Origin of the sequence: Streptomyces sp. NPDC059866 (assembly GCF_042731325.1) — a bacterium.
In the GTDB taxonomy this organism is placed as follows: domain Bacteria; phylum Actinomycetota; class Actinomycetes; order Streptomycetales; family Streptomycetaceae; genus Streptomyces; species Streptomyces flavusporus.
Map to the genome: position 1 here is coordinate 1 of NZ_JBHWJT010000058.1, position 23,770 is coordinate 23,770.

A 23,770-nucleotide genomic window follows, 5' to 3' on the forward strand; every position below is an offset into this window, starting at 1 on the left:
TCCTCCCAGGCCCTGCGGAAGGTCTCCGCGACGGCCCGGGACGCGGAGGCGGACGCGGGGAACACGGACGAGTCGATGTGCAGCAACGTGGCCATGAAGTATCTCCGGTAAGAGGTGACTTGGAAGGGCGGGCGTCCGCGGCGGGTGCCGCGGGGCTCGTGGTCGGTGAGGTGGTCGATGGGGCCGCGGTCAGGCCGGCGGCCGGGGGCGCAGGACACCGTCGGGGTCGTAGCGCTTCCACAGGTCGGTGACGCGGGTGCCGGTCGCTCCCGGGTAGGCGCGGGCGAACGTCGCCTCGTCGGGGGCGCTCTCGAAGTTCACGTAGGCGCCGTCGGTGTGCGGGGCGAGCGGGGTCCAGGCGGCGGCCAGCGTGGCGCGGTCGTCCGGCGGGAACGCCGAGGCGACGACAAGGGTGTTCTGGTGGCGGTGCGCGAACGCCGTGTCCGAGGGGGCCGGGTCGTGGGTGGCGCCGCCGAGTGAACGCAGCTGGATCAGGACCGGGTCGGGGGCGGCCGACGCCGTGACCAGCGCGCGGGCGGTGTCCGGGGTCAGGTCCGTGAGCAGTCCGTTGGTCGTGCTGGACGGCATCTGCCCGGTGTTGGCGTGCAGATGGAGCGGTGGGACCAGCTCCGGGTACGGGACGATGTGGGCCTGCTGGACCATCACGTCCCCGATACCGAGGAGCGGTTCGACCGCATCCCGAATGACGGACGGACTGTCCGAGGCCACGACCGCGGTGATGAACGCGGCGGCGGTGGCGCCCCGCGAGGACAGCATCACCGCCGTCGACAGCTCGCGCGGCGCCCGCGCCATGACGTCGGCCAGGCGGCGCAGCGTCCGACCGGCCGGGTCCACCGCGGCGACCAGCTGTGCGTAGCCGACGTCGCGCAGCTCCATGGCCTCGATCTCGAAGGCCACCGCGATCCCGGCTCCCGCGCCGGCCCCGCGCATCACCCACAGCAGGTCGGGCTCGGCCTCGGCATCGGCACGCACGGCCGTTCCGTCGGGCAGGACGACCTCGACGGCACGGATGTGGTCGATGGTGAGCCCGTACTGCCGTACCAGCCAGCCGACGCCTCCCCCGGTGGCGAGGCCGCCGACGCCGACGTTGCCGTGGTCGCCCGAGCTGATGGCGAGCCCGTGCGGGGCGAGCGTCCGGGCGACCTGGGCCCAGCGGGCGCCCGCCTCGACGCGGACCAGCCGGGAGCCGCGGTCGATGACATCGACCCGGTGCAGCGCGCTCAGGTCGATGACGAGCCCGCCGTCGTTGGTGCCCCTGCCGGACAGGCCATGGCCGCCGCTGCGGACGGCCACCCGAAGCCCCGTCTCCCGCGCGAGCCGCAGCGCCGCCGCGACGTCGCCCGCGGACTCGGGCAGAACGACGGCGGCCGGGTTGCCGACGGTGGTGTAGGTGGAGCGGAGCAGCCGGTAGCGCCGGTCGTCGGGCGTGACCACCTTGCCCGCGAGTTCGGCCGGCACGGTGGAGAGGGCGCGGTTCATCGCCCGCTCCGGACGGCGTCGACGCGCTCACGCACCGCGGGTACGACCTCGGCGGCGAAGCGTGCGAGCTGCCGCTCGGGGTCGGTGGCGGGCCAGAAGACGAAGGTGTCGAAGCCGAGTTCCACGGCCCACTCGGTGAGGGTGTCCACCCACCGTCGCACATCGCCGACGAGCCCGGGTCCGTCCCCGTGCTCGCCGATCACACCGATCACGTTGTAGACGCGCCGCAGGGTCCGCGGGTCGCGGCCCGTGTCGGCGGCCGCCTCGTCGATGATCCGCTGCCGCGAGGGGACCTCCTGCGGCGGGACGTAGATGTTCAGCGGAGAGATCCAGCCGTCGGCCAGCCGGCCGGTGACGGCGAGCATCCGGGGCTTCTGGGCGCCGAGCCAGAGCTCGACGGGCTTCGGGGGCACCGGGCCGGCGCGGTAACCGTCGACGGAGTGGTACGGGCTGTGCAGTCGTACGACGTCCCCGGCCAGGGCCGTGCGCAGCAGCCCCAGGGACTCCTCGGCGAACGCCACCATGTCCCGGCCGCGTCGCGCCGGTCCGCCCATCGAGGCGATGGCGTCGGGGATGCCGCCCCCGCCGACACCGAGCTGTATCCGTCCGCCGGTGAGCACGCTCAGCGACGCGGCGGCCTTGGCGAGCATCACCGGCGGCCGCAGTTGCAGATCGGCGACATCGGTGAGGAAGGAGATGCGGTCGGTGGCCGCGGACAGATGGGTGATCAGGGTCCAGGTGTCGAGGTGGCCGGGCTGGTACGGATGATCCTGAACGGCGAGATGGTCGAGGCCCGAGTCCTCCGCCCTGCGCGCGAGGCGCCGGGTCTGGGCCCATGCCCCGGCGGAGGGGTCGAGGCTCACTCCGAAGGAGAGCGGGCGTCCGTAGTCGGTCATGCGTCCACGGTGCGCCGAACCGCGCCACCGGCAAAACAAAGGGTAAGGTGCTAATCTTTTGTAAGTGGACTCCATTCATGACGACACCTGCCCGCGCTTCGAGGGCACCCTCGAACTGATCGGACGCCGCTGGACGGGTTCGGTGCTGCAGGCCGCCCACCAGGGGGCCCGGCGCTTCGGTGAGTACCGGGCCATGATCGACGGCATCTCCGACCGGCTGCTCTCCCAGCGCCTGAAGGAACTCGAGGCCGCGGGCCTCATCGAGCGCACCGTCATCCCCACCACGCCCGTACAGATCCGCTACCGGCTGGCCCCGGACGGCCGGGCACTGCTGGACGCCCTGCAGCCGCTCGTGCAGTGGAACATGCACCGCTCGGGCCCCAGGGGTGCGGGGCGGGTTCCGTCGTCCGCGTGACCTCCTCGTCGGCGAGCGCGGCTTTGCCCACGGGGAGAGTGCTCCTCGGCCGCACCCTGGGCCTGCTCGGCGACGCAAGCGCGTACGGCGGGACCCTGGGCGGTGCCCGCGAGGACCGAACCGTGGCGACACAGGCCCGCGCTCACCTCACAGCCGGATCGACGGCGATGGCCTCACCCCGACAGCAAGGCGCCCAGGCCCGTCAGCCGCAGCGCGAACCAGTGCTCGTCGACCAGGACGTACACGAGGTCGGGGGAGGCGGTGGTCAGGTCCCCGACCGCTCCCGGCAGCGGGATCGTGAGAGGTGCACGGCTGGGCCGGGTCGGATTCCAGACGCGTAGGGTGTGGTCCGAGCAGGCGCCGACGACGAGATCCTGGTCGGACCGGACCAGCCGGGTCAGATGGGTCAACGGCGTACCGTCATGGCTGAGTTCGCGGCCGGAACCCTTGCCGTCACCGCTCTGCAGATCCCAGAGTTCCAGCGCGCCCCCGAAGTCGTCCGTGTCCTGCACGGGCACCGCGAGCTGCCAGTGCCCGGACGGTGTCCGCACGGCCACGGGAGACAGGCCGGCCACGGGCGGACGCGCTGTTTCGCCCGCGCCCTCCGCCCAGCCGGTGGACGAGCCGCGCAGCAGGATCATCCCGCTGTCGGTGACCGCGGCCAGGTGAGCCTCCGCCCGCGGGCGTATGCAAGGCACCGCCGTCATGACCGGCCCCTCCTTCAGACCGTCGAGAACGTGGGTCCGGTCACCTGGCAGCCACAGCAGTGCCCGGGGCGGGGCGTCGTCGTAGTTCACCACCAGACCCGTCATCCAGCCGGGCGCCACGGCAGTCTGCAACGAGGCCACCGGCCCCTTGAACTGGTGCAGCGCCGCCACGGTCTCACCCGCCGTGACCTCCTCGCGGGTCTCGACGTCGACGAGATGCAACCGATGCCCCTCGTCCTCCACCAGGACGACGACCGGCCGACCGTCCGGCAGTACCAGTGGCGCGACGTGGCTGATCAGGCGTCGCGCCGTCCACAGCCGGGCCCGCTTCTGCCCCCGCGCGTCGGTGAGCCACGCGCCGCCCCCGGCCCCCGCCACGGCCAGTCCCCAGGGCAGACCGTCGAGGAGCTGCGGGAAGGCTGCGACCCGGCGTGCCCGGCGGCTGTCGTAGTCCGGCAGCGCGCCGGAGCCGCCGCTGTCGGAGGCCCACAGGCGTACCACGCCGTCCCACCCGGCGGAGGCGAAGAAGTCCCTGCCCCGACCGGTCCGAACCGGGGCGAGTGCGTACGACCCGCCCGCGACCATGTAGCGGCCCTGCACACCCGACGACAGCTTCTCCCAGTCCACCGGCACCACCTGGGTCCCCGTGGCCGCCCGGGAACCGGACTCCTCGGGCAGGGCGGACATACGGTTCGTCAGTACCCGCCGGAGGGAACCGGAGTACGGGTCGACGATCGTGATCCGCGACCCGCGGCCCGCCACCGCGAGCAGGGTGCCGCCGCCCCGCCCGGTGAACGGGACCAGCGCCCGCACCTCGCGCACCTTCCCGGGGAGCACCCGCTGCAGGGCGAGCCGCTCCACGTCCCACACCCGTACCGTGCCGTCGTCCCCGCCGGACACCGCGAACGTCCCCTCGTCCGACGTCCCCAGGGACGCGAGCGCGTAGACCGTGCCGGTGTGTCCCCGCAGCACTCCAGCAGCTTCCGGCCCGAGCGGCCCGTCCACCTCCCAGCGGCGTACGGCGCAGTCGGCGCCCGTGGACAGCAGAAACCGGCGCCCGCCCGGCAGCCGTACCGGGGCCACCGCCGTCACTCGACCCACATGGCCCGTCAGCACGGTCGCGCTCCAGTCGTCGGTGCGCCACAGCCGTACGGAGCGGTCCTCGCCCGCGGAGACCAGCAGGGGATCCTCGCCGCCGTCGAAGGCGGTGAGGCACAGCACCGTGTCCGAATGGCCGCGCAGGACCGCGACCCCGGCACCGCTGTCCAGGTCCCACACGTGCAGGTCGCGTCCGGCCGCCGCCACCAGCAGCCGACGCCCTTCGGCGTCGGTGAGCGAGGTCAGCGCCGTCACGGTCGCCTGCGGGCCGGTCAGCACCATCCGTGTCTCACCTGTGTCCGGCTCCCACAGCCGTACCGTCCCGTCCCCGCCCGCCGAGGCGATCACCTCCCGCCCGTCGCCCGCATCGAGGGCCTGCAGGGCGAGCACCGGACCCGAATGCCCGTGCAGAACGATGCTGAAGTCGTCCGGGGCCGTCGAGGCGGCCTCCAGCGTCGCCTGCACGGTGGCGTGGCCCCGGAACCAGCCGATGAGGGTGGGCTCCTCGAACATCGCCGTCATCAGCAGAGTCCGCAGCCGCTCCTGCGGTGACAGCGAGGGCAGCCGATGCGCGGTGCGCAGATACAGGCGGGCCACCGGCAGCGTGAACCGTTCGGTCAGGGCGCGGACGGCAGCGGCGGTACGCGTGGGGTCGGCGCAGACGAGGAAGCCGAGGTCGCGCATCACTTCCGGCAGCTGGCCCGCCGTGAGCGCGTGCGCCGGAAGATGCCTGCGCAGGTAGGGATGGGCGGACTGCCAGGCGGCAGGCCCGCGTCCGGGCAGCGTGGCCAGCAGCGCCCGGCTGATCCGGGTGTGCGCGTCCCACGGCGACGTGCTCCGGAAGTGGTCGATGAGCGCCTGGTGGTAGAGGCGGTACACCGTCTGACCCGACTCGCCGGACTCGACGACATGGAACCCGGCGTGCTCCAGCACCCAGGCGATGTCTTCGTCGCCATAGCGGGCCCCACGGCCGGACAGCGCTTCGGCCAGAGCCGGCCACAGGTCCCGGCGCGGCAGCCCGGCACCCTCCGCCCAGGCCAGCGGGCGGAGCAGGTCACGCAGTCGTTCCGGGTCGGGGAAGCGGCCGAACTCCTCGTCGAGTACGGCCGTGAGGTTGCCGGCCAGCAGCCGGTCCAGGTCGGGCCGTTCGTCAGCCCCACCGGACCGCGCCAGCGCACCCAGCACGGCCCGGGTGGCGACCCGCGCGTACAGGAAGATCCCGCCGCTGGCCCCGGCGATCCGCTGCGCCCAGTCCCGGGCGAGTGCCTCCCGGCCGCGCAGCGGAGAGTGCTCGGCGCCCAGCAGCCGCCGCCGTGCGTACGCAGTGACGTCGGCATGGGTCTCCGGCTCGTCGTCGAGCACCGCCGTCTCGTCGGGGGCGAGCGCCTGCAGCAACGGGCCGGTGCCGGCGGTGACGGTCGTGCCGCCGGCCCGGTGCGGGCGGGTGCCGACGAGGACCCGTACGCCGGGCAGATCGGCGAGCGGGCGCAGCAGATCGGCGGCGATCGGTACCGCTTCGGCGGGCTTCGCCTCGTCCAGCCCGTCGAGGACGACCGTCACCCGTCGGCCGAGTTCGCCGACCTGCCGCACCACTTGCGCCGCCGGCAGCCAACCGTCGCTGCTCGCGGGCAGGTTCAGGGCATCGGCGACGGCGCGCAGACAGTCGTCCAGAGTCTTGTTCCGGCAGGACAGCGCAAGATCGATCGAACCCAGCGGCGGGAGCGCCGAGCTGGGTGTGTCGTTGAGCGCGCCTTCCTCCTCGGCGACGGCGCGCAGGGCGGGCACCGAGAGGGTGGCGATCCGGCCGAGCAGTGCGGACTTGCCCGTACCGGGCGATCCGGTGACCGCGAACAGCCCGCGCTCGGCGCGCTTCAGCCAGTCGATGAGGCGTCGCAGCAGTCGCTCGCGGCCGCAGAAGTACCAGCCGGTCTCGCCCACCTCGATGCCCCGGGCCGAGAGCACGAGGTGCTGGTCCACGTCCGCCGACCGCTGCCGACGCAGTCGCTTGGTCTCCACGTCCTCGTCGGGGACGGTGGCCGACGGATGCAGCGGGTTGCGCAGGTCCGGGACGGGCGCGCCCAGCGCGCGGAACGCCGTCGCGGCGTCGCGGTCCGACAGGACCCGGGTGATCGCGTCGGCCAGTTCGTCGGAACGGATGGTCGCGTCGTGTTCCGTCCAGCGCCGGTCCTCGGGACCGTGCCGGACGACATGCTCCAGCGTCTGAGCGAACAGCCCGTCCTCGGCACTGTCGTAGCCGCGGGCCGAGGCGATCACCGCGAACCGCCGCTCGGGCCCGGCGGTGCTGGTGCGGTCCAGCACTTCACAGATCTCTGCAGCGATCCTGGAGGCGGCCGCCCCGCCCGCACAGCAGTCGAGGAGGATCAGGACCTCGCGGAACTCCCGGTGCGCCAGGAAGCGGGCCAGAGCCCTCGCGGTGACCGCGCTGAGTTCGTCCAGCCGGGTGCCCGGGGAGTCGGCGGCGATCAGAAAGTGCTCACCCGCGTCGACGCAGCCGTGCCCCGTCCAGTACAGGACCAGTCGCGAGCCGCCGCCGTGCCATGCCCGCAGCCGCTGGGTGATGGTGGCGAAGTCGCCGCCGGCGGCCAGGTCCGGCAGCTCGTGACCGTAACCGAGAGTGCGGAACAGCCGGTACAGCCGCTCCACGCTGGCCGGCACATGGCCCAGCCGTGGCCAGTTCGGGTCCTGGTAGTCACCGACGCCGACCAGGACGAAACTGCCGTCGTCCGTCATGCGCGCCACCGCACTGTGGTGCTCCCCGTTGCCGAACCCCCTGATGTGCCGACGGACCCCCTGCGTCCTGGGCGGGACGAAGCCAAGGGCGCGGCCATAGCATGTGGCCTGCCGTCAACCAGTCGCATGGTACGGCGAGTTGAGCAACAGGGGGAATCGGTGCCGACACTTCCGGTGACGGATCTGGTCGTCGTCCTGCCCGGCATCATGGGCAGCGTTCTGGCCAAGGGCGGGCATGAGGTCTGGAACCACACCCTCGCGGTGGCCGGACGGCATGCGCTGCACCGGCTGAACGACGTGAAAGCGCTGGCCCTGCCGCGCGACCTCGGGGACGCCGATCCCGGGGACGGCATCGAAGCCGTGGGCCTGATCAAGGGGCTGCACATCCTGCCGGGCGTCTCTGCCATCGACGGCTACGGCACACTCCTGACCTTCCTGGAACGTCGGTTGGGCGTGTCCGAGCGGAACGGCAACCTCCTGCCCTTCCCGTACGACTGGCGGCTCTCGGTCCGGCTGAACGCGCGCAGGCTCGCCGCCCGGGTGGAACCGGCACTCGCCGCCTGGCGCACCCGCACCGGCGACCCCACGGCGCGAGCGGTGTTCGTGGCGCACTCGATGGGGGGCCTGGTGGTCCGCTACTACCTGGACGTCCTGGGCGGCAGCCGGCACGCCCGCAGCCTCGTCACCATCGGCACGCCCTACCGCGGTTCGGTGAACGCGCTCACCTCGCTGCACGGGGGAGTGGCGCCGCGGCTGGGCCGGCTGTCCGAGCCGTTCACCCGGCTGGCGCGCTCCATGCCGTCGCTCCACCAGCTCTTGCCGACCTGGCCGTGCCTGGTCGGCGCCGACGGCCTGCGCTCTCCCCTGAGCCGGGCTCGTGTCTCCGGCGTGGACGAGGACCTGGCCGCCGACGCGCTGCGGCTGCACGAGGAGCTGGACCGGGCCGACAGCGACGGTTACGCCCTGCACGTGTTCGGCGGCTACCACCAGCCCACCCGCCAGACGGCGCGGTTCACCGCCGACGGCCTCGACGGCCGGCGGGACCTGGACGGAACCGACCACTTCGGCGACGGCACGGTCCCCCGGTTCTCCTGCTTCCCGGCCCAGTCGACGGACGACTCCACCGTGCGCTTCTTCGCCCAGAAGCACGGGGCGCTGCAGAACGAACGGGCACTGCTCAACCAGGTGGAGGCCCTGCTCACCGCCCGCGATCCACGCGAGTTCCTCGATGGCAGGCAGGAGTTGACCGTCGACGTGCCCGACGCCGTCGACGGCACGGACTGCCACGTGGAGGTGACGGCCGACGACGACCGGCTGCTGCTGTCCGCCGGCGCCGAGGACGCCGAGACGGGCCGTACCGGCGGTCGCAAGACCCTGCGCAACCTCGGGGCCGGCCGCTATGGCACCCACCTCACCCTGCCCGGCCCGGGGACCTGGCGGGTGACCGTGGGAGATCCGGTGAATGCCGGGCGGGTACACGAGGTGAGCAGCATCGTGCTGGCGGCCCAGCCGTAGCCCTCGTCGGGGCCGCGGGCGCGGAACTCGGGCAGCCGTTTCGTCGGCTTTGTCGGCGACCTCGGTGATCTGCCGGTCGTCCGGTTCGCCGTCGGAGACGGCCCTGGCCCGCCCGCCGTCGAGGCCGACGTCCACCGTCCGCACGCGGCACGCCTTGCCGTCGTTCGGGCGACTGCCGTCCGAGGTGCAACAAGAGGCCTGTAGCTCTTCGCGTGGGGCAGCCGGGATTCGTATACCCCCAGGGTGTATATTCAACTCGACTTCCTATACCCCACCGGGGTATAGATCCTTCGGGGGAGGTCCCCTCCGGCGGCCATTCCTGGGAGACGCTTATGAACACCTGGCCAAAGATCACCGGCTTCGCCGCAGCACTCGCCGTCGTGTTGGGCGCGGCGTACGGAGTGGGCAGCCTCGCCGGGTCCGACGACGCGGACACCAAGGCGGGTACGCAAACGAGCCGTGAGGCAGAGGCGGCGGAGGCCGGCGGCGCGGGCAATGCCGCAGAAGTCCCCGAGGGGCTGCAGGTCTCGGCCCACGGCTACTCGATCGACCTGAAGACCCAGCGGATCGAGCGCGGGCGCGGCGCCGAGATCCGGTTCGCCGTCCTCGACGCGCAGGGGCGGCCGGTCACCGACTACGAGGTGGAGCAGGAGAAGGAACTCCACCTGATCCTGGCCTCCCGCGACCTGACCGTCTACCGCCACCTGCACCCCACGCGCTCGGCTGACGGCACGTGGCGCACGCCCGTGAACCTGCCGACGGCCGGCGACTACCGCCTCTTCGCGGACTTCGCCCCGGCCGCCGAGGACGGCGAAAGCCTCACCCTGGGCACAGACCTGGCGGTCGCAGGGCACTACGAGCCGCAGGAGCTGCCCCAGCAGGTGAGCACCAGCAAGGCCGACGGCTACACGGTCACCCTGCACGGGGACCTCGACACCGGCTCCGCCCAGGACCTGACCTTCGAGGTCCGCAAGGACGGCAAGCCGGTGACCGACCTACAGCCCTACCTCGGCGCGTACGGGCACCTGGTGGCGCTGCGCGCCGGAGACCTGGCCTACCTGCACGTCCACCCCAACAGCGAAGCCGGTGACGCCAGGACGAAGCCCGGGCCGACCGTCTCCTTCACCGCCACCGCGCCCAGCGCCCAGGCCTACCGCCTCTTCCTCGATTTCAAGCACGACGGCAAGGTGCGCACCGCGAGCTTCACCGTCCGGGCGGACCTCGGCAGCGACACCGCCGCCGAGGAGGACGAGCACACCGAGGACAGCGGCTCGGCGGAGCACGGGCACGGGTGACGCACCGCCGGTGGGCGGTCTCCAGGCGTCGGTTATGTTCCCGGTCGGACGAACGGCAGGACAGAGGGAGAGGCCATGGCGCAGCACCTGGGGCCGCTGGAGCTGATCGGGGACCGGTGGGTGATCGGAGACCCGACGCGGAAGGACGGCCTGTCCATCGCGCTCACGCCCGAGGGCCTGGAGCACCGCCGGCGCGGGGAGGCGGCACCACTGCTCGCCATGGAGTGGTCCAGGCTCGTGGAGCTGAAGGTGCGAGCCGCTTACCGGAGGTGGCATGTCACCCCCTTCGGAGGCCTCGTCGGAGGCTTTGCGCCCGGTGCCGACATGGGCCGCGACGGCTGCTCCCTGCGCGGCATCCTGCGCCATCCGTACGAGCCGTGGTCGGTGCGGTACACGCATCACGAGCGCTCTTACACGGGCGGCCACGTCATTGTGCTGAAGGCGCTGTTCGACCAGCTCACCGAGGCGAAGGCGCTGGACCGGCTCGGCGATCCCGAGTGGCTGGGCGCGGCGGTTGCCAAGCTGTCGTCGTACACCTCGTGGTACGAGCCCAAGGGCAGCCGTCTGGTGAAGGAGACCATTCGGAGTCTCGGCACCTGAGCGGTCACCCAGGGCACACGATCGGTCCGCGGAGGACCTGGTGGGTCATCCGGTGCCGCCGGCAGCCAGGCCGCGGGGTCGGATCGCTCAGCGACATGTCCGTTCGCCGTAGCCACTCACTCGCCGTTCGCCGTACCCGCTCACTCGCGACGAGCGGGGAGCAACGACAAAGAGCGGAACCCGGTGAGGCCGGCCGGCCTGGAGCTGCTCCTCGCGATGGGTCCCGATCTCGTCGGACACCTTGCCGCGCAGGCAGGGAGGTCACGGACCGGCGGTGCGTCCGAGTGCTGGAGCGGCGGGCGGTTCGGCGGGGATTCGTTCCAGGACTCCTCCTGCAAACACGTCGTACAGCGGCAGGGTTTCCAGGTGGACGTAGCCGATGTGGCAGTCGCAGACGGCCAGCGGGCAGGCGCGGGGGCGCAGTGCCCTCCGGTAGGAGCCGTCGTAGAGGTTCCCCAGCTCCGACCGGACGAAGTGGCAGCGGCGGACCGTGCCCTCGCCGTCCACGGATATGACGGACTCGCCCGTCCGGCAGGGCAGGCCCGCGCTGCGGTGGGGGTGGCGGCTGTAGGGGAAGAGCGGGTCGAGGGCGGTCCACCGGTCGGCCTCGGCATCGGTGTACGTATGGCCCTCGGCGGCGTTGACCCACAGGTACACATGGGCGGGGAGGTCGGCACGCAGGCGGCGCGCGTGCTCCAGATGCCCGGGCAGGCCGACGACGCCGACGCTGTGGCGGATGCCGCGGGCGGCCAGGTCGTGGCACTTGGCCAGGAAGCGGTCGTACGGCGTCTGGCCGGGGTGGAAGGTGCACCACAGGGCGAGGGTGTCCCGGTCGGCGGCTGCCAGCCAGTCCGTACGGCAGCTGAGGTTGGTCTGGATCGCCACCCGGTGGATGTGCGGCAGCCGGCTCAGCTCCACGAGCGTACGCCGGTACCAGGAGCGCACCAGGCCCTCGCCCCACGGTGTGAACAGCAGGGAGAGCCGGTCTTCCCGGTGCGCGGCCGCCCAGTCGGCGAAGCGCTCCAGCGCGGTGCGGTCGGCGGCCAGTTGGGCGCGGCTGTCCCGGCGCTTGGCGAAGGGGCAGTACGGGCAGTCGTAGTCGCACGACGCCAGCGGGCCGCGGTAGAGGATCGTCAGGTCCATGCGGGCTCCGTCACTTGAGCTCGTAGGCGGCCATGCGCTCCCGCACGGCGGCGGAGAACAACTCGGGGCCCAGCGCGTCGGAATGGGCCAGGCCCTCGGGGGAGAGCCGCAAGCGCTCCGGACCGGCGGAGTCGTCCAGCCAGCCCCGGTCGCCGAACCGGTCCAGCTCGGCGGCGAAGTCGTCACCGGGCGCGGTGCCGAAGCGGGCCCGGTAGTCCGCGACGGGCATGCCCTCGGCCTGGAGCAGCGACTGCAGCAGGTGGCGGCGCCGGGACTCCTCCTCGTTCATCTCCCAGCCGAAGTCCGCGTGACGAAAGTCCTCGGCCGTGCGTGCCGTGTAGTCGTCGATGATCCCGCGTATGCGGTGCATGTCCACGGCGTAGTCGAAGGAATAGTGCAGCCGGGAGGTGTAGGAGCGGGCGCCGCAGCCGAGGCCGACCATGCCGTCGGTCTGGCACGCGTAGTCCTCCCCGCCGGTGGTCGGCGCGTCCGCGCGGCGGAACATGCGCATCGACACCTGCGCGTAGCCGTGCGCGAGCAGGTGGTCGCGGCCGTGGCGGTACAGGCGCAGTCGCTGCTCGTCCCACTCGTCGTGGGCCGGCGCCGGGCCGCTGTGCCGGCCCAGGCCGGTGAGCGGGCGGACGTAGAGCGGATAGAGGTACAGCTCCTCGGGGCGCCAGGCGAGCGCGGCGTCGAGGGAGCGGCGCCAGGACTCCTCGGTCTGGCCTCCGATGCCGTAGATGAGGTCGATGTTGAGGACGGGGATGCCGGAGTCGCGGATCCGGGCGAGTGCCGCCTCGACGTCCGCCCGGCGCTGAGGGCGGACGGCGGTGCGCGCCTCGGCGTCGACGAAGCTCTGCACGCCCAGGCTCAGCCGTGTGGTGCCGCGCGCGGCCAGCACGGTCAGCCGGTCGGCGGTCGCCGTGGCGGGCGAGGCCTCCACGGACAGCGGGATCGCCGTCAGATCGGCGCCCAGGCCACGCTCGGCCAGATCGCACAGCCGCTCCAGCTCGGTGGCCTCGAGGAACGTCGGCGTGCCGCCGCCGAAGGCCGCGTTCGCGAACCGCGCCCCGTCGCCCAGCGCCTCACGCACCGCGGCCGCCTGGCGCTCCAGCGCGTCCAGGTAGGCGGTGGTCAGGCCGTCGGGCGCCCCGATCCGGGTGAAGAGATTGCAGAAGCCGCAGCGCACCTCGCAGAAGGGGATGTGGAAGTAGAGGGAGAGGGCGGTCTTCGGCTCGTCCGCCCACAGTGCGCGCAGTGACGCGTGCTCCCGGGACAGCGGACGGTAGGCGGTCTTGTGCGGGTACGCGTAGACATAGTGCTGGTACGGGCGGACGGCGGGCGGGGCCACCGCTTCGGTGCCGGTCGTCTCGGTGATGGTCATCGGGCCTCGTCGAGGAAGAAGTGGGCGTAGGGCACGGTCCAGACGACGTCATGGCCGATGCGATGGCCGGTGTGACCGTCCTCGCCGTACGCGGTGCCGTGGTCGGAGCAGACGACGGCGAAGCACGGACGGCGGCTGCGGGCGGCCGCGAAGAGCCGGCCCATGTGCCGGTCCACGTACTCCAGGGCCGCGGCGTGGGTGGCCCGGCTGTCGCCCGCCTCGCGGGTGGCGCCGGGCAGATGGAACCAGTTGGGCTGGTGCAGGGCCGACACGTTCACGAAGAGGAACAGCCGCTGCTCCCGCGGGAGTTTGGCGACGACCTTCTCGGCGCAGGCCACCTGTGCCTCGAAGGACGTGGGCGACGGCACGCCGAACTCCGGCTCCCAGTGGCTCTCCTGGAAGAAGCCGGGCAGCACGGAGCCCAGCGGCCCCCGCTTGTTGAAGAAGCCCACGCCGCCGACGCAGACCGTGCGGTAGCCGACGGCGGCCAGGCCGGACACCAGGTCGGGGGTGTCGTAGACGAAGGTGCCGTCCGCGGTGGTCTCGCTGCCCGCGAAGCGGGCGGCGAAGAGCCGGGGGTGCGGACCCGGCGTGGCCGGTGTGGGCAGGAAGCCCGCGAACATCGCCTGATGGGAGGCGTAGGTGAAGCTGCCGGGGGCGTGGCGGCGTTCCCAGAGGCCGCCGGGCAGATGCCGGGCCAGGTTCGGGATGCGGCCGGCCGCGGCCAGCTCCTGGGCCACGTCGTAGCGGAGCGTGTCCAGCGTGACCATCAGGAGGTCGTGGCTGCCGACGACCTCGTTCATGTCGATCGGCGGCATGCCCGCCGACAGGGCGTCAGCCGGTGGCGTCATGGTGGTGCTCCTCGTGCTCTGTGTGCCGCATCGCGGCCGGTACGGCGGCCACCTGCACGCCGTAGGTGTCCAGACCCTCGGCGCCGCTGCCGGGCAGGCCGGTCAGGCGGGGCAGCAGATCCCCGAAGGCGTTCACCTCGCCGACGGTGAAGCGGCGCCACCCGGTGGACGGCAGGACGTCCACGCCGACGCACAGCGTGCCCGGGAAGCACGCCGCGGCGCGCTCGGCGGTGTCCAGCGCGTCGTCGAAGCTGCCGCCGGCGGCCCGGATCGCCTCGCGTGCCGCGTCCAGGTCGCCGCGGGCGCCGCCCAGGTGCAGATTCGTCATGGGGTGTCGGCTGGTCCGTACGACGGCGTGCGTGGCGCGTCCGGCGACCACGACCACCCGCAGATCGGCGGCGCGGCCGCCCTGGGAGGCCTTGGGCAGCCACCGCTCGACGTGGATGCCGTCCGGGGCCAGCGCGTCGACGAGGGCGGCGACCTCGGGCTCCGAGTCGTAGTGCCGTACCCGCAGGGAGTTGAACAGCCTGCCGTCGGGGGTGGTCTCCACGGAGGTCGTCGCCCTGACCCGGCCGGGGCCGGCCACGGCGAGCGCCACGACGCCGGAGGCCGACGAGCCGTGCGCCGGCTTGACGAACGCCCGCCTGATCCGCGCGGTCTCCAGCCCTTCCCTCAGTTCCTCCCAGCCGCCGAGCGGACCCGTCAGGGCCGGGGGCACCGGGACGCCCGCGGCGGCCAACCGGGCATGACAGCGCCGCTTGTCGAACATCACCGCGATCTCCTCCGGGTCGGCGGACGGCACCGCACCCGCCCCGCGCGCCGCGCCCGTCACCTCCCGGACCGCCGTCGTGAAGCGGCGGTACCACAGGGCCGTTCCCTCCACCCGGGTGGGATCGTCGGTGCCCCGCAGCAGCCGGTCGACCTCGGTGTTCTCGCCGGGTGAGTCGATCCGTACGAACTCGCCGGGCAGGAAGGCGTACCGTCCGCGCAGCACATCGCGCCAGGCCAGCAAGCGTGGTGCCCGGTGGCCCGCCGCGCGGACGGCGTCGGCGAACATCGTCGTCCGCCGGTTCTCCGGGTTGCCGACGACGGCGAACCGAAGGCCGGTGCCCAGAGCGGCACTACTCGGAGACGGCGACATAGCGCCACTCCTCGTCCCGCCAGCGATGCGGGGTCTGCCGGCCCGACAGGTCCACCTCGGTCCCGGCGGAGCCGAAGGCCGTACGAAGCCGGTCGGCCATGGCCTCACCCAGGAAGTGGTGATGCAGATCGAGCCGCTTGAGATGGGTCAACGGCTGGCCGCCGAGCAGGGCTTCGGCACCGGCGTCGGTGAGGGTGCCCATGGACAGGCTCAGCGACTCGAGCTGTGCCACGACCGGAGCCGAGGCGACCGCAGCCGCGATCTCGTCCTGCAACTCGCTGTCCTGCAGCCCGAGATGCCGCAGCGCCGGGAGACGGCCTGCGGACAGGACCGGCACGAGGTCGGCCACCGTCGCGTCGCCGCCGTACTGCGACACCCCGAGCCACAGCTCCAGATGCTCCAGAGCGGGCAGTTCGCACGCGCCGACGGCCCGCACCACCTGCCCGGGCAGGCCACCCGACTCGAACCGCAGCACGCGCAGGGCGCCGTGGCGCACCGGGCGCAGGGACAGGGGCTCCTCGCCGAGCCCCTGTGAGTCACCGCCGCGGACGCCGAACTCCTCCAGCAGGGGGAAGGCCTCCAGGACGGGGGTGACATCGGTGAGCTGCAGCCACGAGATCTCGCACTCCTCGCCGGTGACGTCGGCGAGGAACAGAGCGCGCAGCGCGGGGAAGCGGCCGGCGTCGGCCAGGATCAGCTCCAGCGCCGGCCGCAGCTCGGTGTACTCGTCGTCCCACCAGGGCCCGATGACCAGAGCCCGTACGTCCGCGCTCGGCACCCGATCCGTGAAGCTCCGCCACAGCTCGGCGAACGGCAGCTCCCCGGCCTCGAAGCAGTCCAGTCGCCAGGCCACCCCGTCGGCCGCCGGAAGCGCCTTCGCACCGGGCTCGGGGAGGGTGAAGACGGGTAGTCCGTGAAAGGTCTCGAAGTGATCCGCGAAGGTCATGACGGCCTCATTCCGCGACGGCGGTGAAGCGGTGGACGACGCCGTCGTCCTCCCACGCCTCGCCGGACTCGGACAGGTCGACCTCGACGCCGGACGGCTCCAGCGCCGCCCGAACCCGCTGGGCCACCGGCTCCGTGACGAAGTTGTGGCGGAGGTCGAGCCAGGTCAGGTGGGTGAGCGGCTGGCCGCCGAGCAGCGCTGTCACGCCCTCGTCCGTGAGCACGCCGAGGGAAAGGTCCAGCGACTTCAGCTGGGCGACGACCGGGGCCCCGGCCACGGCGGCGGCGATCTCGTCCTGTATCTCGCTGTTGCGCAGGCCGAGATGGCGCAGCGCCGGGAACTGCCCGCCGGCCAGGATCGGTGCGAGGTCGGCGACCGTCGCGTCACCGCCGTACTCCTCCACACCGAGCCATATTTCGAGGTACTCCAGCGCGGGGAGCTCACTGGCGGCGACACCGCGCACGACCTCGCCGGGCAGGCCGCCGGCCTCGAAGCAGAGCGTGCGCAGGTGCTTGTGCCGGACCGCCGGGAAACGCAGTCCGGTGCCGCCGCGGATGCCGAACTCCTCCAGCAGGGGATAGGCGTCGAGGACCGGAGTGACATCGGACTGCTCGATCCAGGAGATCTCCGCCTCCTCCATCTCCAGGTCGCCGATGAAGACGGCCCGAAGCGCGCTCAGCCGGTCGCGGGCGTCCACGAGTCGCTGCACGATGACGCCGGAGTCGTTTTCGTAGGCCTCGCCCCACTGGCCCACGACGATCGCGCGGACCCCGGCGGGATCGACCGAGTCGAGGAAGCGGTCCCACAGGGCACCGAAATCCTCCTCCGAGTCGTCGTCGTAGGGGTCGACGGCCAGCCGCCAGGCGACGGCGCCCGCCTCCGGCAGCTCGTGCCGTGCGCCGGGCCGGGGGAAGTCGAAGGCCGGCAGGCCGTGCAGTTCCTTCAGATGCTCGACGTGGGACATGCGGCTGATCTCCTCGGGTGGAGCACGCGGTGCGCTGTGCTGGCCCGAAGAGTTCTACCAAGCCCCTCTGACAACGCCTTTCGCGGGCTGCCCGGTTGCGGTCGGGGGCGTTCGTCCGGGGGGCGTTGTCAGACCCTCGGCGTAGCGTCGTGGACATCGGTCGGCGAGGCGCCGGCGGTGAAGGGAGACATGCATGTACCGGCAGGGGGACGTCCTGATCGTGCCCATGGCTGAGGCGGCCGTGCCACCGGGCACGGACCGGCTGCCGGGGCAGCCGCGGGACGCGCGGGGGAGGCTCGTGCTGGCACTCGGCGAGGTCACCGGACACGCCCATGCGGTGGTCGGGCCGGGGGCTCTGGTCCGGGAGGCCGGGCCGTTCGGTGCCTCCTACCTCCATCTCCCGGGCGGCGGGCGGGTGGTGCACGAGGAGCATGCGGCGATACCGCTGCCGAAGGGCTGGTACCGGGTGGTGCGGCAGCGCGAGTACGCGCCCGGCGCGGTACGCGTCGTGGCGGACTGAGACAGGGGGGAGCGGAACGATGACGACGCCGATGGAAGCACCGATGGAAACGGCACCGATGGACACGACGGTGTTGGACGCGACGGCGATGGACACGACGGCGATGTGGCGCGAGGTCGCGGCGGCGACCGGCCCGGCGGACCGCGCTGCGGCCGAGGACGGTGTACGTCTGGCCTACCGGCTGGCGGGTCTGCCCGAGCCGGAGCGCATCGTCTGGGCGGGCTCGCCCCGCGAGGGCGCGGCGCTGGCCGCACGGCTCACGGCCGAGGGCGCGGCCGGCCGCAGCGTCCGCGACGAGGTGCGCACCCGGCCGTGGGCGGTCGCGCGAGCGTGTGTCGCCGACCGGCTCGGACCGGCCGGCTGGGCCGAGCACTGGGCCCTGACAGGCGCTCAGCTGTGGGACGGCACGGTCACTCTGACCGAGCGCATCAGGACGGGCGTGGTCGAGGCCTCGACCGGTGTGCCGGGTGGCGAGCAGGCCGTCCGCCTGGTGCTGCTCGACGCGGTCCTGGGGCAGCACGACGCGGCCTGGCTGGCGGCCTTCGACGGCCAGGACGGTGGGGAGACACTCGACGGGATCGCCGCGGTCGCCCGCGCCGCAGGCTGGTGGTGGCCGTACGAGACGACCGCGGTCATCACCGAACGCCCCGTGGAACTGCACCGGGACGAGGCGGGCCGGCTCCACCGCGGGGACGGCCCGGCGCTCGCCTTCCCCGACGGCTTCGCGCTGCACGCCTGGCACGGCATGCCGGTGCCCGCCGCCTTCCTCGACGGGCTCGCCACACTGACCCCGCGGCGGATACGCGAGGAGGAGAACGCCGAGCTGCGCCGCGTGATGCTGGAGCACTACGGCTACGACCGCTACCTGGAGGAGTCCGGCGCCGAACCCCTGCAGCGGGACGAGGCCGGGGTGCTGTGGCGGATCGAACTGGAGGGGGACGAGCCTCTGGTGATGGTCGAGGTCGTCAACTCCACCCCGGAGCCCGACGGCACCCACCGCACCTACTGGCTCCGGGTGCCGCCACGGACCCGGACCGCCCGGGAGGGCGTCGCCTGGACCTTCGGACTGGACGAGGCCGACTACGCGCCGGAGAGGGAGACCTGAGCCGACTCCGGCGTGTCCGTGGCGATGCGGTGCGACTGCCTCGGGGCGCAGGCGTGGGACGGACGCTTGCGGCCCAACCGACCGCATACCCACGACGAGCATCATGCGCACCTTTCCCAACTGCGGTCGGTGGTCGCCGACCTGGAGGCGAAAGCCCTGCTCACCGACAGTATCGGCGGTGGTGCGACAGGTCTTCCGTGCGCGCCGCCGAGGTGGTGATACGGGGTAGCCGACCGCTGGCAGCGCCGATAGCGTCACCGCATGGAACAGGACGAACGGCTGCTTCATGCCTCGTCGTTCGGCGCAGCGGCGGTCGCATACGCCGAGCACCGTCCGGACTACGTGCAGACCGCGGTCCGCTGGGCGCTTGAGCCCGCGGCCGGCCCGCGCGTGCTCGACCTCGGCGCCGGGACCGGCAAGCTGACCGCCACGCTGGTCGCGCTGGGCGCCGAAGTCATTGCAGTCGAGCCCGACCCGGCGATGCTGACCGAGCTCCGCCGCTCGCTGCCGGCTGTCCATGCCCTGTCGGGTAGTGCCGAGGCGATACCTCTGCCGGACGCGTCCGTCGATGCCGTGCTGGCCGGTAACGCCATGCATTGGTTCGACATGGCCGTCGCGGGACCCGAGATCGCCAGGGTCCTCGCACCCGGCGGTGTCCTGGCCGGCCTGTGGAACGTCATGGACGACCAGGTCGACTGGGTGGCCGAGCTCGCGCGGGTCAGCGGGAGCGCGGCCATCGGCCCACGTGACACGCTCACCAGCTGGCGTGCCGAAACGGCCGACATGCACCTTCCAAAGACTGGTGTGGCCGCTCGGTTCGGTTCGCCGGAGCAGGCCGAGTTCCCACACGGGCAGCGCCGCACCGCCGACTCTCTCGTCGCGACCATCGCGACGCGCGCGGGGGTGCTGGTCATGCCAGAACAGGAACAACAGGCCACGCTGGGGCGGATCCGCGCATTTCTCGCGAGCAGGCCGGAGACCGCCCGCGGCGAGTTCACTCTCCCGATGCTGACCGGCGTGCTGCGCGTCCGGCGGCTGTGCCTCGACGGACGACAGGACGTCGCCAACCGGCGGATCGAGGATCTGCTCCGCGAGTACGAGTAGGCACCCCTGCCCGCCTCCGAGGCCCCTGGTATCGCGTCCAGGGGCCTCGTCGTTGCTCTACGTCTCAGCTCGTCGGATAACCGATTTCCGCAATGTCCTCTGAGAGATCTGCCAGGACGATCTCTGAGTTCAACGTGCGGACCACCTCTTCGGTCAGCGGACGGGAAGCGAAGACGTGACGAACGGCCTCCAGGTCGACCGGGACCTGATAGTAGTCCTCGGCCCATCGCTGAAACGCTTCCGGCGAGCGATCCATCAAGAGTTGGAAGAGGTATCCGGCGCCGTCCGGATCTTCCGTCGCCTCGTCGGGAAAGTCGATCGTCCCCGTTTTCCAACCGTCGTCGCCCGTCTCTCGCCACATACACGCAGTGACGATGGGCATCCCGTCCTCGTCCGAGAACGCCGGCTCCTCGACGCACGGCCGGAAGACGTCAGGAACCTCGTCGAGCACTCCGGGCCATGGCCCGCCCTCTGCATAGGGGCTCATGGGCGATTCGTGATCGAACCCCCGGACGTAGGCGCCGGCGGGCGAGAAGACGATCGAGTACTCGTCGCCCGATCCGCTGCGCATCGAGGCCATCGACTCCGTCTCGGACCAGTGGTCGTCGAAGGAGTGGTAGCGGTTCTCCCACTCGGGGCTGATGACCGCCTCCAGGACGGCCATGGCGCGGCTGTGCTCACAGAGGACTGCTATCTCGGGCAGTTGTCGAGCAACGTCATGAACGGTCACCCGCTCATCCAAGCGCACAGACCCGAGGGCCGCGGACAGCGCGGCTCACGTGAGACAACGACACAGGGCCGCTCCGGACGGCATACGCCGTACGACCTGCGGCCACGTGCATCACGAACTGGCTCCGTGCCGGCCTCCCGGTAGCGGAGGTGGCCCGGCGCGCAGTCAGATCGGAGATCGATAGTGCCGCGCACAGCGCGGCGGCGCCGGTCGGTCGCCGCCAGGCCGGGGCTGACGCAGACGGCACAGCCGAGGTCAGAACAGTGCCTCCGGCGGGGGATCGGCCGGCACCGGGATGACGGGGCCCCGCCCCCCGACTACGGGTCCGTCGGTGTGGGCATCGTCGTGGTTGAGCCGGAGCCCTGCGGACTCGTGAACCGGTACCGCATCCCTCGGCGGCCTCCTGAGCCCTGAACCGGCACAGCGGGCATTCACGCCGCGTGAAATGGCAGATTCGTAATCTGAACTCGAGTAGTGCGCTGCGGCGAGCACGGACCAGTTCCATTGAGAAGGGAGGGTCCGGAGCCTGGGCGCCGACGAGGATGCCGGCACCAGCATCGAGTTTGTCGAGAACACCCGCCGAGTTCGTCGGGCGCTGAGAGACGAAGGGTCGCTCATGCCTCCATCCATGCGCGCGCTCGTAGCCGGAAAGGTCGGCGAGCCTGCCGATGTCCTGCGGCTGGAATCCCGGCCTGTTCCCACGCCAGAAGCTGGTCAGGCGTTGATCCGTGTGAAGGCGACTCCGATTCACGCCAGTGATCTGCACGTGCTGCGCGGCCGCTACGGTTTCTCCCCGACTTTCCCACTGTTGGGGGTCACATGGAATGCATGGGCCGTGTTGAGGCCCTGGGGCCGGATACGGAGGGGCCAAAGATCGGCGAGCGTGTGGTGGTCGCTGCCGTCCCGGCGGTACCCGGGCCCCACGTGGCCGGAACTTGGCAGGAATGCCTTGTTGCCGATACACGAAGGCTCCTGCCGGTCCCCGACCGTCTGAGCGACTCCAGCGCCTGTCAACTCGCCGTCAACCCGTTGACCGCGCTGCTCCTTGTGACTCGCGAACTCGACGTACAGCCGGGTGAACGGTTGTTGCAGACGGCCGCGGGCTCCACCGTCGGCCGGCTCGTCATTCAGTTGTCCAGGCATCTGGGCATTCGCATGATCGATGTCGTGCGGCGACGAGGTGCCGTTGAGGAGATCAAAGCGTTCGGTGGTGACGAGGTCATCTGCACCGAGGACGAGGACCTGTTGCAGCGTGTGGCTGAGACAGCAGGACCGGCCGGCGTGCGCAAGGCCATCGACTGTGTCGCGGGACCCGTAGGTGCCCAGGTGTTCCAGGCATTGGCTCCGAGGGGAGAGGTCGTGGTCTACGGCGCGCTCTCCACCCATCGGCAGACCGACCCGGCAGCGCTGACGATCCCGCTGCAGGCACGCTCGGTCATCTACGAGACCAAAGCGGTCCGTGGCTTCTGGCTGAACCGCTGGTTCGGCACTGCCTCACCTGAGGATGCGCTGCACGCGCTGTCCCAGGTTCGCAGTCTCGTCGCTGATGAAGTGCTGAGCATCCCCCAGGGCCAGCCGTTCCCGCTCGAACGCTTCGCTGAAGCCATCTCGCTCGCCGAAACACCCGCACGTGGCGCCAAGCCACTCTTCGTCTTCGAAGACGACCGGGACAAAGACGACAGGTAGGAAGCTGCCCTGCCGGCGGTGCGGCTGCGGCCGGGCAAGGCCGGGTGTGTGGCCCACGCTCCTCACGCGTGATCGGTGTGCAACAACGAGAAAGAGCGGGAGACAGTGAGGCTGTCTCCCGCTCTTTCTCGTCGGCATCCGCCCTGGTCAGCGCTCTATTTCTGCTGTTCCAGGCGAGTGCCCCCGGCAGGATTCGAACCTGCGCACACGGATCCGGAGTGAATGCGCTGATCACCTCGCACACCTCTGACCTGAGGCGGAGTTCGCCAGAGGGCGTCAGCGGCACAGACTGTGTCGGAGGTGTGCCGGGCGCCCACCGCAGGCCTCCAAAGGCTCATCCGGCCGGTCGGCCCAGTGCCACCAGACAAGCCGACCGGTACACCTCCACAGCGTTCGGCAGGTTCGCCGGCCATCGTCCTCCGGCTGGGTGAGGACGAAGCCGCCGGACTTCATGGGCTGGCTGCCTGCGCCCTGCGACCTGCGCTTTCCCTGACAGTCGGCACTGCCGGGGGACGCGTGGGGGCGTACGGGCGCGGATAGTGTGGCGTTCATGAGTGAGCGTGGGCCCCAGGCTGATCTTCGGGAGTTTTTGCGGACCCGGCGGGCTCGTATCACGCCGGAGCAGGCGGGGATTCGTCCGATGCCGGGTGCGCGTCGGGTGCCGGGGTTGCGGCGTGAGGAGGTGGCCCAGCTGGCGGGGGTGAGTGTCGACTACTACGTGCGGCTGGAGCGGGGGCGCAGCGCGAGTGTGTCCGAGTCGGTGTTGCGGGCTGTGGCGCAGGCTTTGCAGTTGGACGAGGCGGAGCGGGACCACTTGTTCGCGCTGGCTGAGGCGATCGGGCGACGGCCGCGTACGGTGGCGGAGCAGCGGGCGCGGGTCGGGCTGGTCCGGGCATTGGAGAACATCAGTGAGGTGCCGGCGTTGTTGTTGGGGCACCGTCTGGATGTCTTGGCCACAAATCGTCCGGCCCGTGCCTTGTATCTCGATTTCGATGCCCTGCCGGTCGAAGAGCGGAACATGGCACGGTATGTGTTCTTGAACGAGGCGCCCCGTGACCTGTATGTCGACTGGCACGAGACGGCCCGGGAGATTGTGGGCATGCTGCGCCTGTATGCCAGTCATCATCCGCATGACCCGCAGCTGGCCCGGCTGGTGGACGAGCTGTCGGCGGCGGACCGGGATTTCCGCCGATGGTGGGCGGACCACGACGTGTTCTTGCCCAAGCACGGGGTTAAGCGTTACCAGCATCCGCTGGTGGGGGAGTTGACGCTCGGCTTCGAGGCGTTCACGCCCATGGGAGAGCCGGATCAGACGCTCGGCCTGTATACCGTCGAGCCCGGCTCGGCGTCGCAGCAGGCCCTGCGTCGGCTCGTCGACTGAATCTGGCAAGGAGCCCGGACCCCCGGCCCCGCGGGGCC

At 71.7% G+C, this 23,770-nt stretch carries 19 protein-coding genes and 1 pseudogene; 9 read left to right on the forward strand and 11 right to left on the reverse strand.

The window, feature by feature from the left end; translation table 11 throughout:
* From ACFV7R_RS43120 to ACFV7R_RS43130, 3 genes and pseudogenes are all read right to left on the reverse strand, one after another.
* Positions 1 to 95: pseudogene (locus tag ACFV7R_RS43120) on the reverse strand (FMN-dependent NADH-azoreductase); the annotation flags it as partial.
* A 94-nt stretch (positions 96 to 189) separates the two neighbouring features.
* Entirely contained in the window at positions 190 to 1,500 is a 1,311-nt protein-coding gene (locus ACFV7R_RS43125) for an FAD-binding oxidoreductase (RefSeq protein ID WP_385275066.1), read from the reverse strand.
* On the reverse strand, positions 1,497 to 2,396 hold the full coding sequence (locus ACFV7R_RS43130; protein ID WP_385275069.1) for an LLM class flavin-dependent oxidoreductase: 900 nt from the start codon (positions 2,394 to 2,396) through the stop codon (positions 1,497 to 1,499). The genes ACFV7R_RS43125 and ACFV7R_RS43130 overlap by 4 nt, the downstream gene beginning before the upstream one ends.
* 64 nt (positions 2,397 to 2,460) lie before the next feature.
* Here ACFV7R_RS43130 and ACFV7R_RS43135 point away from each other — a divergent pair, with 64 nt between their 5' ends.
* On the forward strand, positions 2,461 to 2,811 hold the full coding sequence (locus ACFV7R_RS43135; protein ID WP_385275072.1) for a winged helix-turn-helix transcriptional regulator: 351 nt from the start codon (positions 2,461 to 2,463) through the stop codon (positions 2,809 to 2,811).
* 173 nt (positions 2,812 to 2,984) lie between these two features.
* Here ACFV7R_RS43135 and ACFV7R_RS43140 read toward each other — a convergent pair whose 3' ends face one another.
* Positions 2,985 to 7,367, reverse strand: coding sequence for a hypothetical protein (locus tag ACFV7R_RS43140; RefSeq protein ID WP_385275075.1), 4,383 nt, complete (start codon positions 7,365 to 7,367; stop codon positions 2,985 to 2,987).
* Positions 7,368 to 7,526: 159 nt separating this feature from the next.
* On the opposite strand from ACFV7R_RS43140, the gene ACFV7R_RS43145 reads away from it, so the two are divergent.
* The 3 genes from ACFV7R_RS43145 to ACFV7R_RS43155 all read left to right on the forward strand — a co-directional run bounded on the left by ACFV7R_RS43145 (position 7,527) and on the right by ACFV7R_RS43155 (position 10,777).
* Entirely contained in the window at positions 7,527 to 8,882 is a 1,356-nt protein-coding gene (locus tag ACFV7R_RS43145; protein WP_385275078.1) for an esterase/lipase family protein, read from the forward strand.
* 332 nt (positions 8,883 to 9,214) lie between these two features.
* A complete protein-coding gene (locus ACFV7R_RS43150; RefSeq protein WP_385275080.1) occupies positions 9,215 to 10,177 on the forward strand; it encodes a hypothetical protein in 963 nt (320 codons plus the stop codon).
* A gap of 75 nt (positions 10,178 to 10,252) precedes the next feature.
* A complete protein-coding gene (locus tag ACFV7R_RS43155) occupies positions 10,253 to 10,777 on the forward strand; it encodes a hypothetical protein (protein ID WP_385275083.1) in 525 nt (174 codons plus the stop codon).
* A gap of 261 nt (positions 10,778 to 11,038) precedes the next feature.
* On the opposite strand, the gene ACFV7R_RS43160 is transcribed toward ACFV7R_RS43155, so the two are convergent.
* Genes ACFV7R_RS43160 through ACFV7R_RS43185 form a run of 6 tightly spaced genes read right to left on the reverse strand, consistent with a single transcriptional unit; the run spans position 11,039 to position 17,206 of the window.
* Complete coding sequence (locus ACFV7R_RS43160; RefSeq protein ID WP_385275086.1) at positions 11,039 to 11,920, reverse strand: STM4011 family radical SAM protein; 882 nt, start codon at positions 11,918 to 11,920, stop codon at positions 11,039 to 11,041.
* 10 nt (positions 11,921 to 11,930) lie between these two features.
* Positions 11,931 to 13,304: an STM4012 family radical SAM protein gene (locus ACFV7R_RS43165; protein ID WP_385275089.1), complete on the reverse strand. Its 1,374-nt coding sequence runs from the start codon at positions 13,302 to 13,304 to the stop codon at positions 11,931 to 11,933.
* Positions 13,301 to 14,107 (reverse strand): STM4013/SEN3800 family hydrolase, encoded by an 807-nt coding sequence (locus tag ACFV7R_RS43170; RefSeq protein ID WP_385275135.1) that lies wholly within the window; start codon positions 14,105 to 14,107, stop codon positions 13,301 to 13,303. Before ACFV7R_RS43170 ends, ACFV7R_RS43165 begins: the two co-directional genes overlap by 4 nt.
* Positions 14,108 to 14,138: 31 nt before the next feature.
* Positions 14,139 to 15,296, reverse strand: a complete 1,158-nt coding sequence (locus ACFV7R_RS43175; RefSeq protein ID WP_385275092.1) for an STM4014 family protein — start codon at positions 15,294 to 15,296, stop codon at positions 14,139 to 14,141.
* Positions 15,277 to 16,242, reverse strand: coding sequence for an STM4015 family protein (locus tag ACFV7R_RS43180; RefSeq protein WP_385275095.1), 966 nt, complete (start codon positions 16,240 to 16,242; stop codon positions 15,277 to 15,279). The genes ACFV7R_RS43175 and ACFV7R_RS43180 overlap by 20 nt, the downstream gene beginning before the upstream one ends.
* Before the next feature lie 7 nt (positions 16,243 to 16,249).
* Positions 16,250 to 17,206 carry an STM4015 family protein gene (locus ACFV7R_RS43185; protein ID WP_385275098.1) on the reverse strand — a complete coding sequence of 319 codons (957 nt, stop codon included), beginning with the start codon at positions 17,204 to 17,206 and terminating at the stop codon, positions 16,250 to 16,252.
* Between the two features lie 193 nt (positions 17,207 to 17,399).
* Between ACFV7R_RS43185 and ACFV7R_RS43190 the strand changes: the two genes are divergently transcribed.
* The 3 genes from ACFV7R_RS43190 to ACFV7R_RS43200 all read left to right on the forward strand — a co-directional run bounded on the left by ACFV7R_RS43190 (position 17,400) and on the right by ACFV7R_RS43200 (position 19,935).
* The gene (locus tag ACFV7R_RS43190; protein WP_385275101.1) at positions 17,400 to 17,726 is read left to right on the forward strand and encodes a hypothetical protein; all 327 of its coding nucleotides are present in this window, start codon (positions 17,400 to 17,402) and stop codon (positions 17,724 to 17,726) included.
* An 88-nt stretch (positions 17,727 to 17,814) separates the two neighbouring features.
* Positions 17,815 to 18,831: a DUF6745 domain-containing protein gene (locus tag ACFV7R_RS43195; protein ID WP_385275138.1), complete on the forward strand. Its 1,017-nt coding sequence runs from the start codon at positions 17,815 to 17,817 to the stop codon at positions 18,829 to 18,831.
* A gap of 261 nt (positions 18,832 to 19,092) precedes the next feature.
* On the forward strand, positions 19,093 to 19,935 hold the full coding sequence (locus ACFV7R_RS43200) for a class I SAM-dependent methyltransferase (RefSeq protein ID WP_385275104.1): 843 nt from the start codon (positions 19,093 to 19,095) through the stop codon (positions 19,933 to 19,935).
* Between the two features lie 64 nt (positions 19,936 to 19,999).
* Here the strand turns inward: ACFV7R_RS43200 and ACFV7R_RS43205 are convergent, their stop codons facing one another.
* Positions 20,000 to 20,665, reverse strand: coding sequence for a hypothetical protein (locus ACFV7R_RS43205; RefSeq protein ID WP_385275107.1), 666 nt, complete (start codon positions 20,663 to 20,665; stop codon positions 20,000 to 20,002).
* 828 nt (positions 20,666 to 21,493) lie between these two features.
* On the opposite strand from ACFV7R_RS43205, the gene ACFV7R_RS43210 reads away from it, so the two are divergent.
* Together ACFV7R_RS43210 and ACFV7R_RS43215 are read left to right on the forward strand one after the other, a co-directional pair.
* Entirely contained in the window at positions 21,494 to 22,351 is an 858-nt protein-coding gene (locus tag ACFV7R_RS43210; protein WP_385275110.1) for a zinc-dependent alcohol dehydrogenase family protein, read from the forward strand.
* 550 nt (positions 22,352 to 22,901) lie between these two features.
* Positions 22,902 to 23,732, forward strand: coding sequence for a helix-turn-helix transcriptional regulator (locus ACFV7R_RS43215; RefSeq protein WP_385275113.1), 831 nt, complete (start codon positions 22,902 to 22,904; stop codon positions 23,730 to 23,732).
* The last annotated feature ends 38 nt before the right edge of the window (positions 23,733 to 23,770 follow it).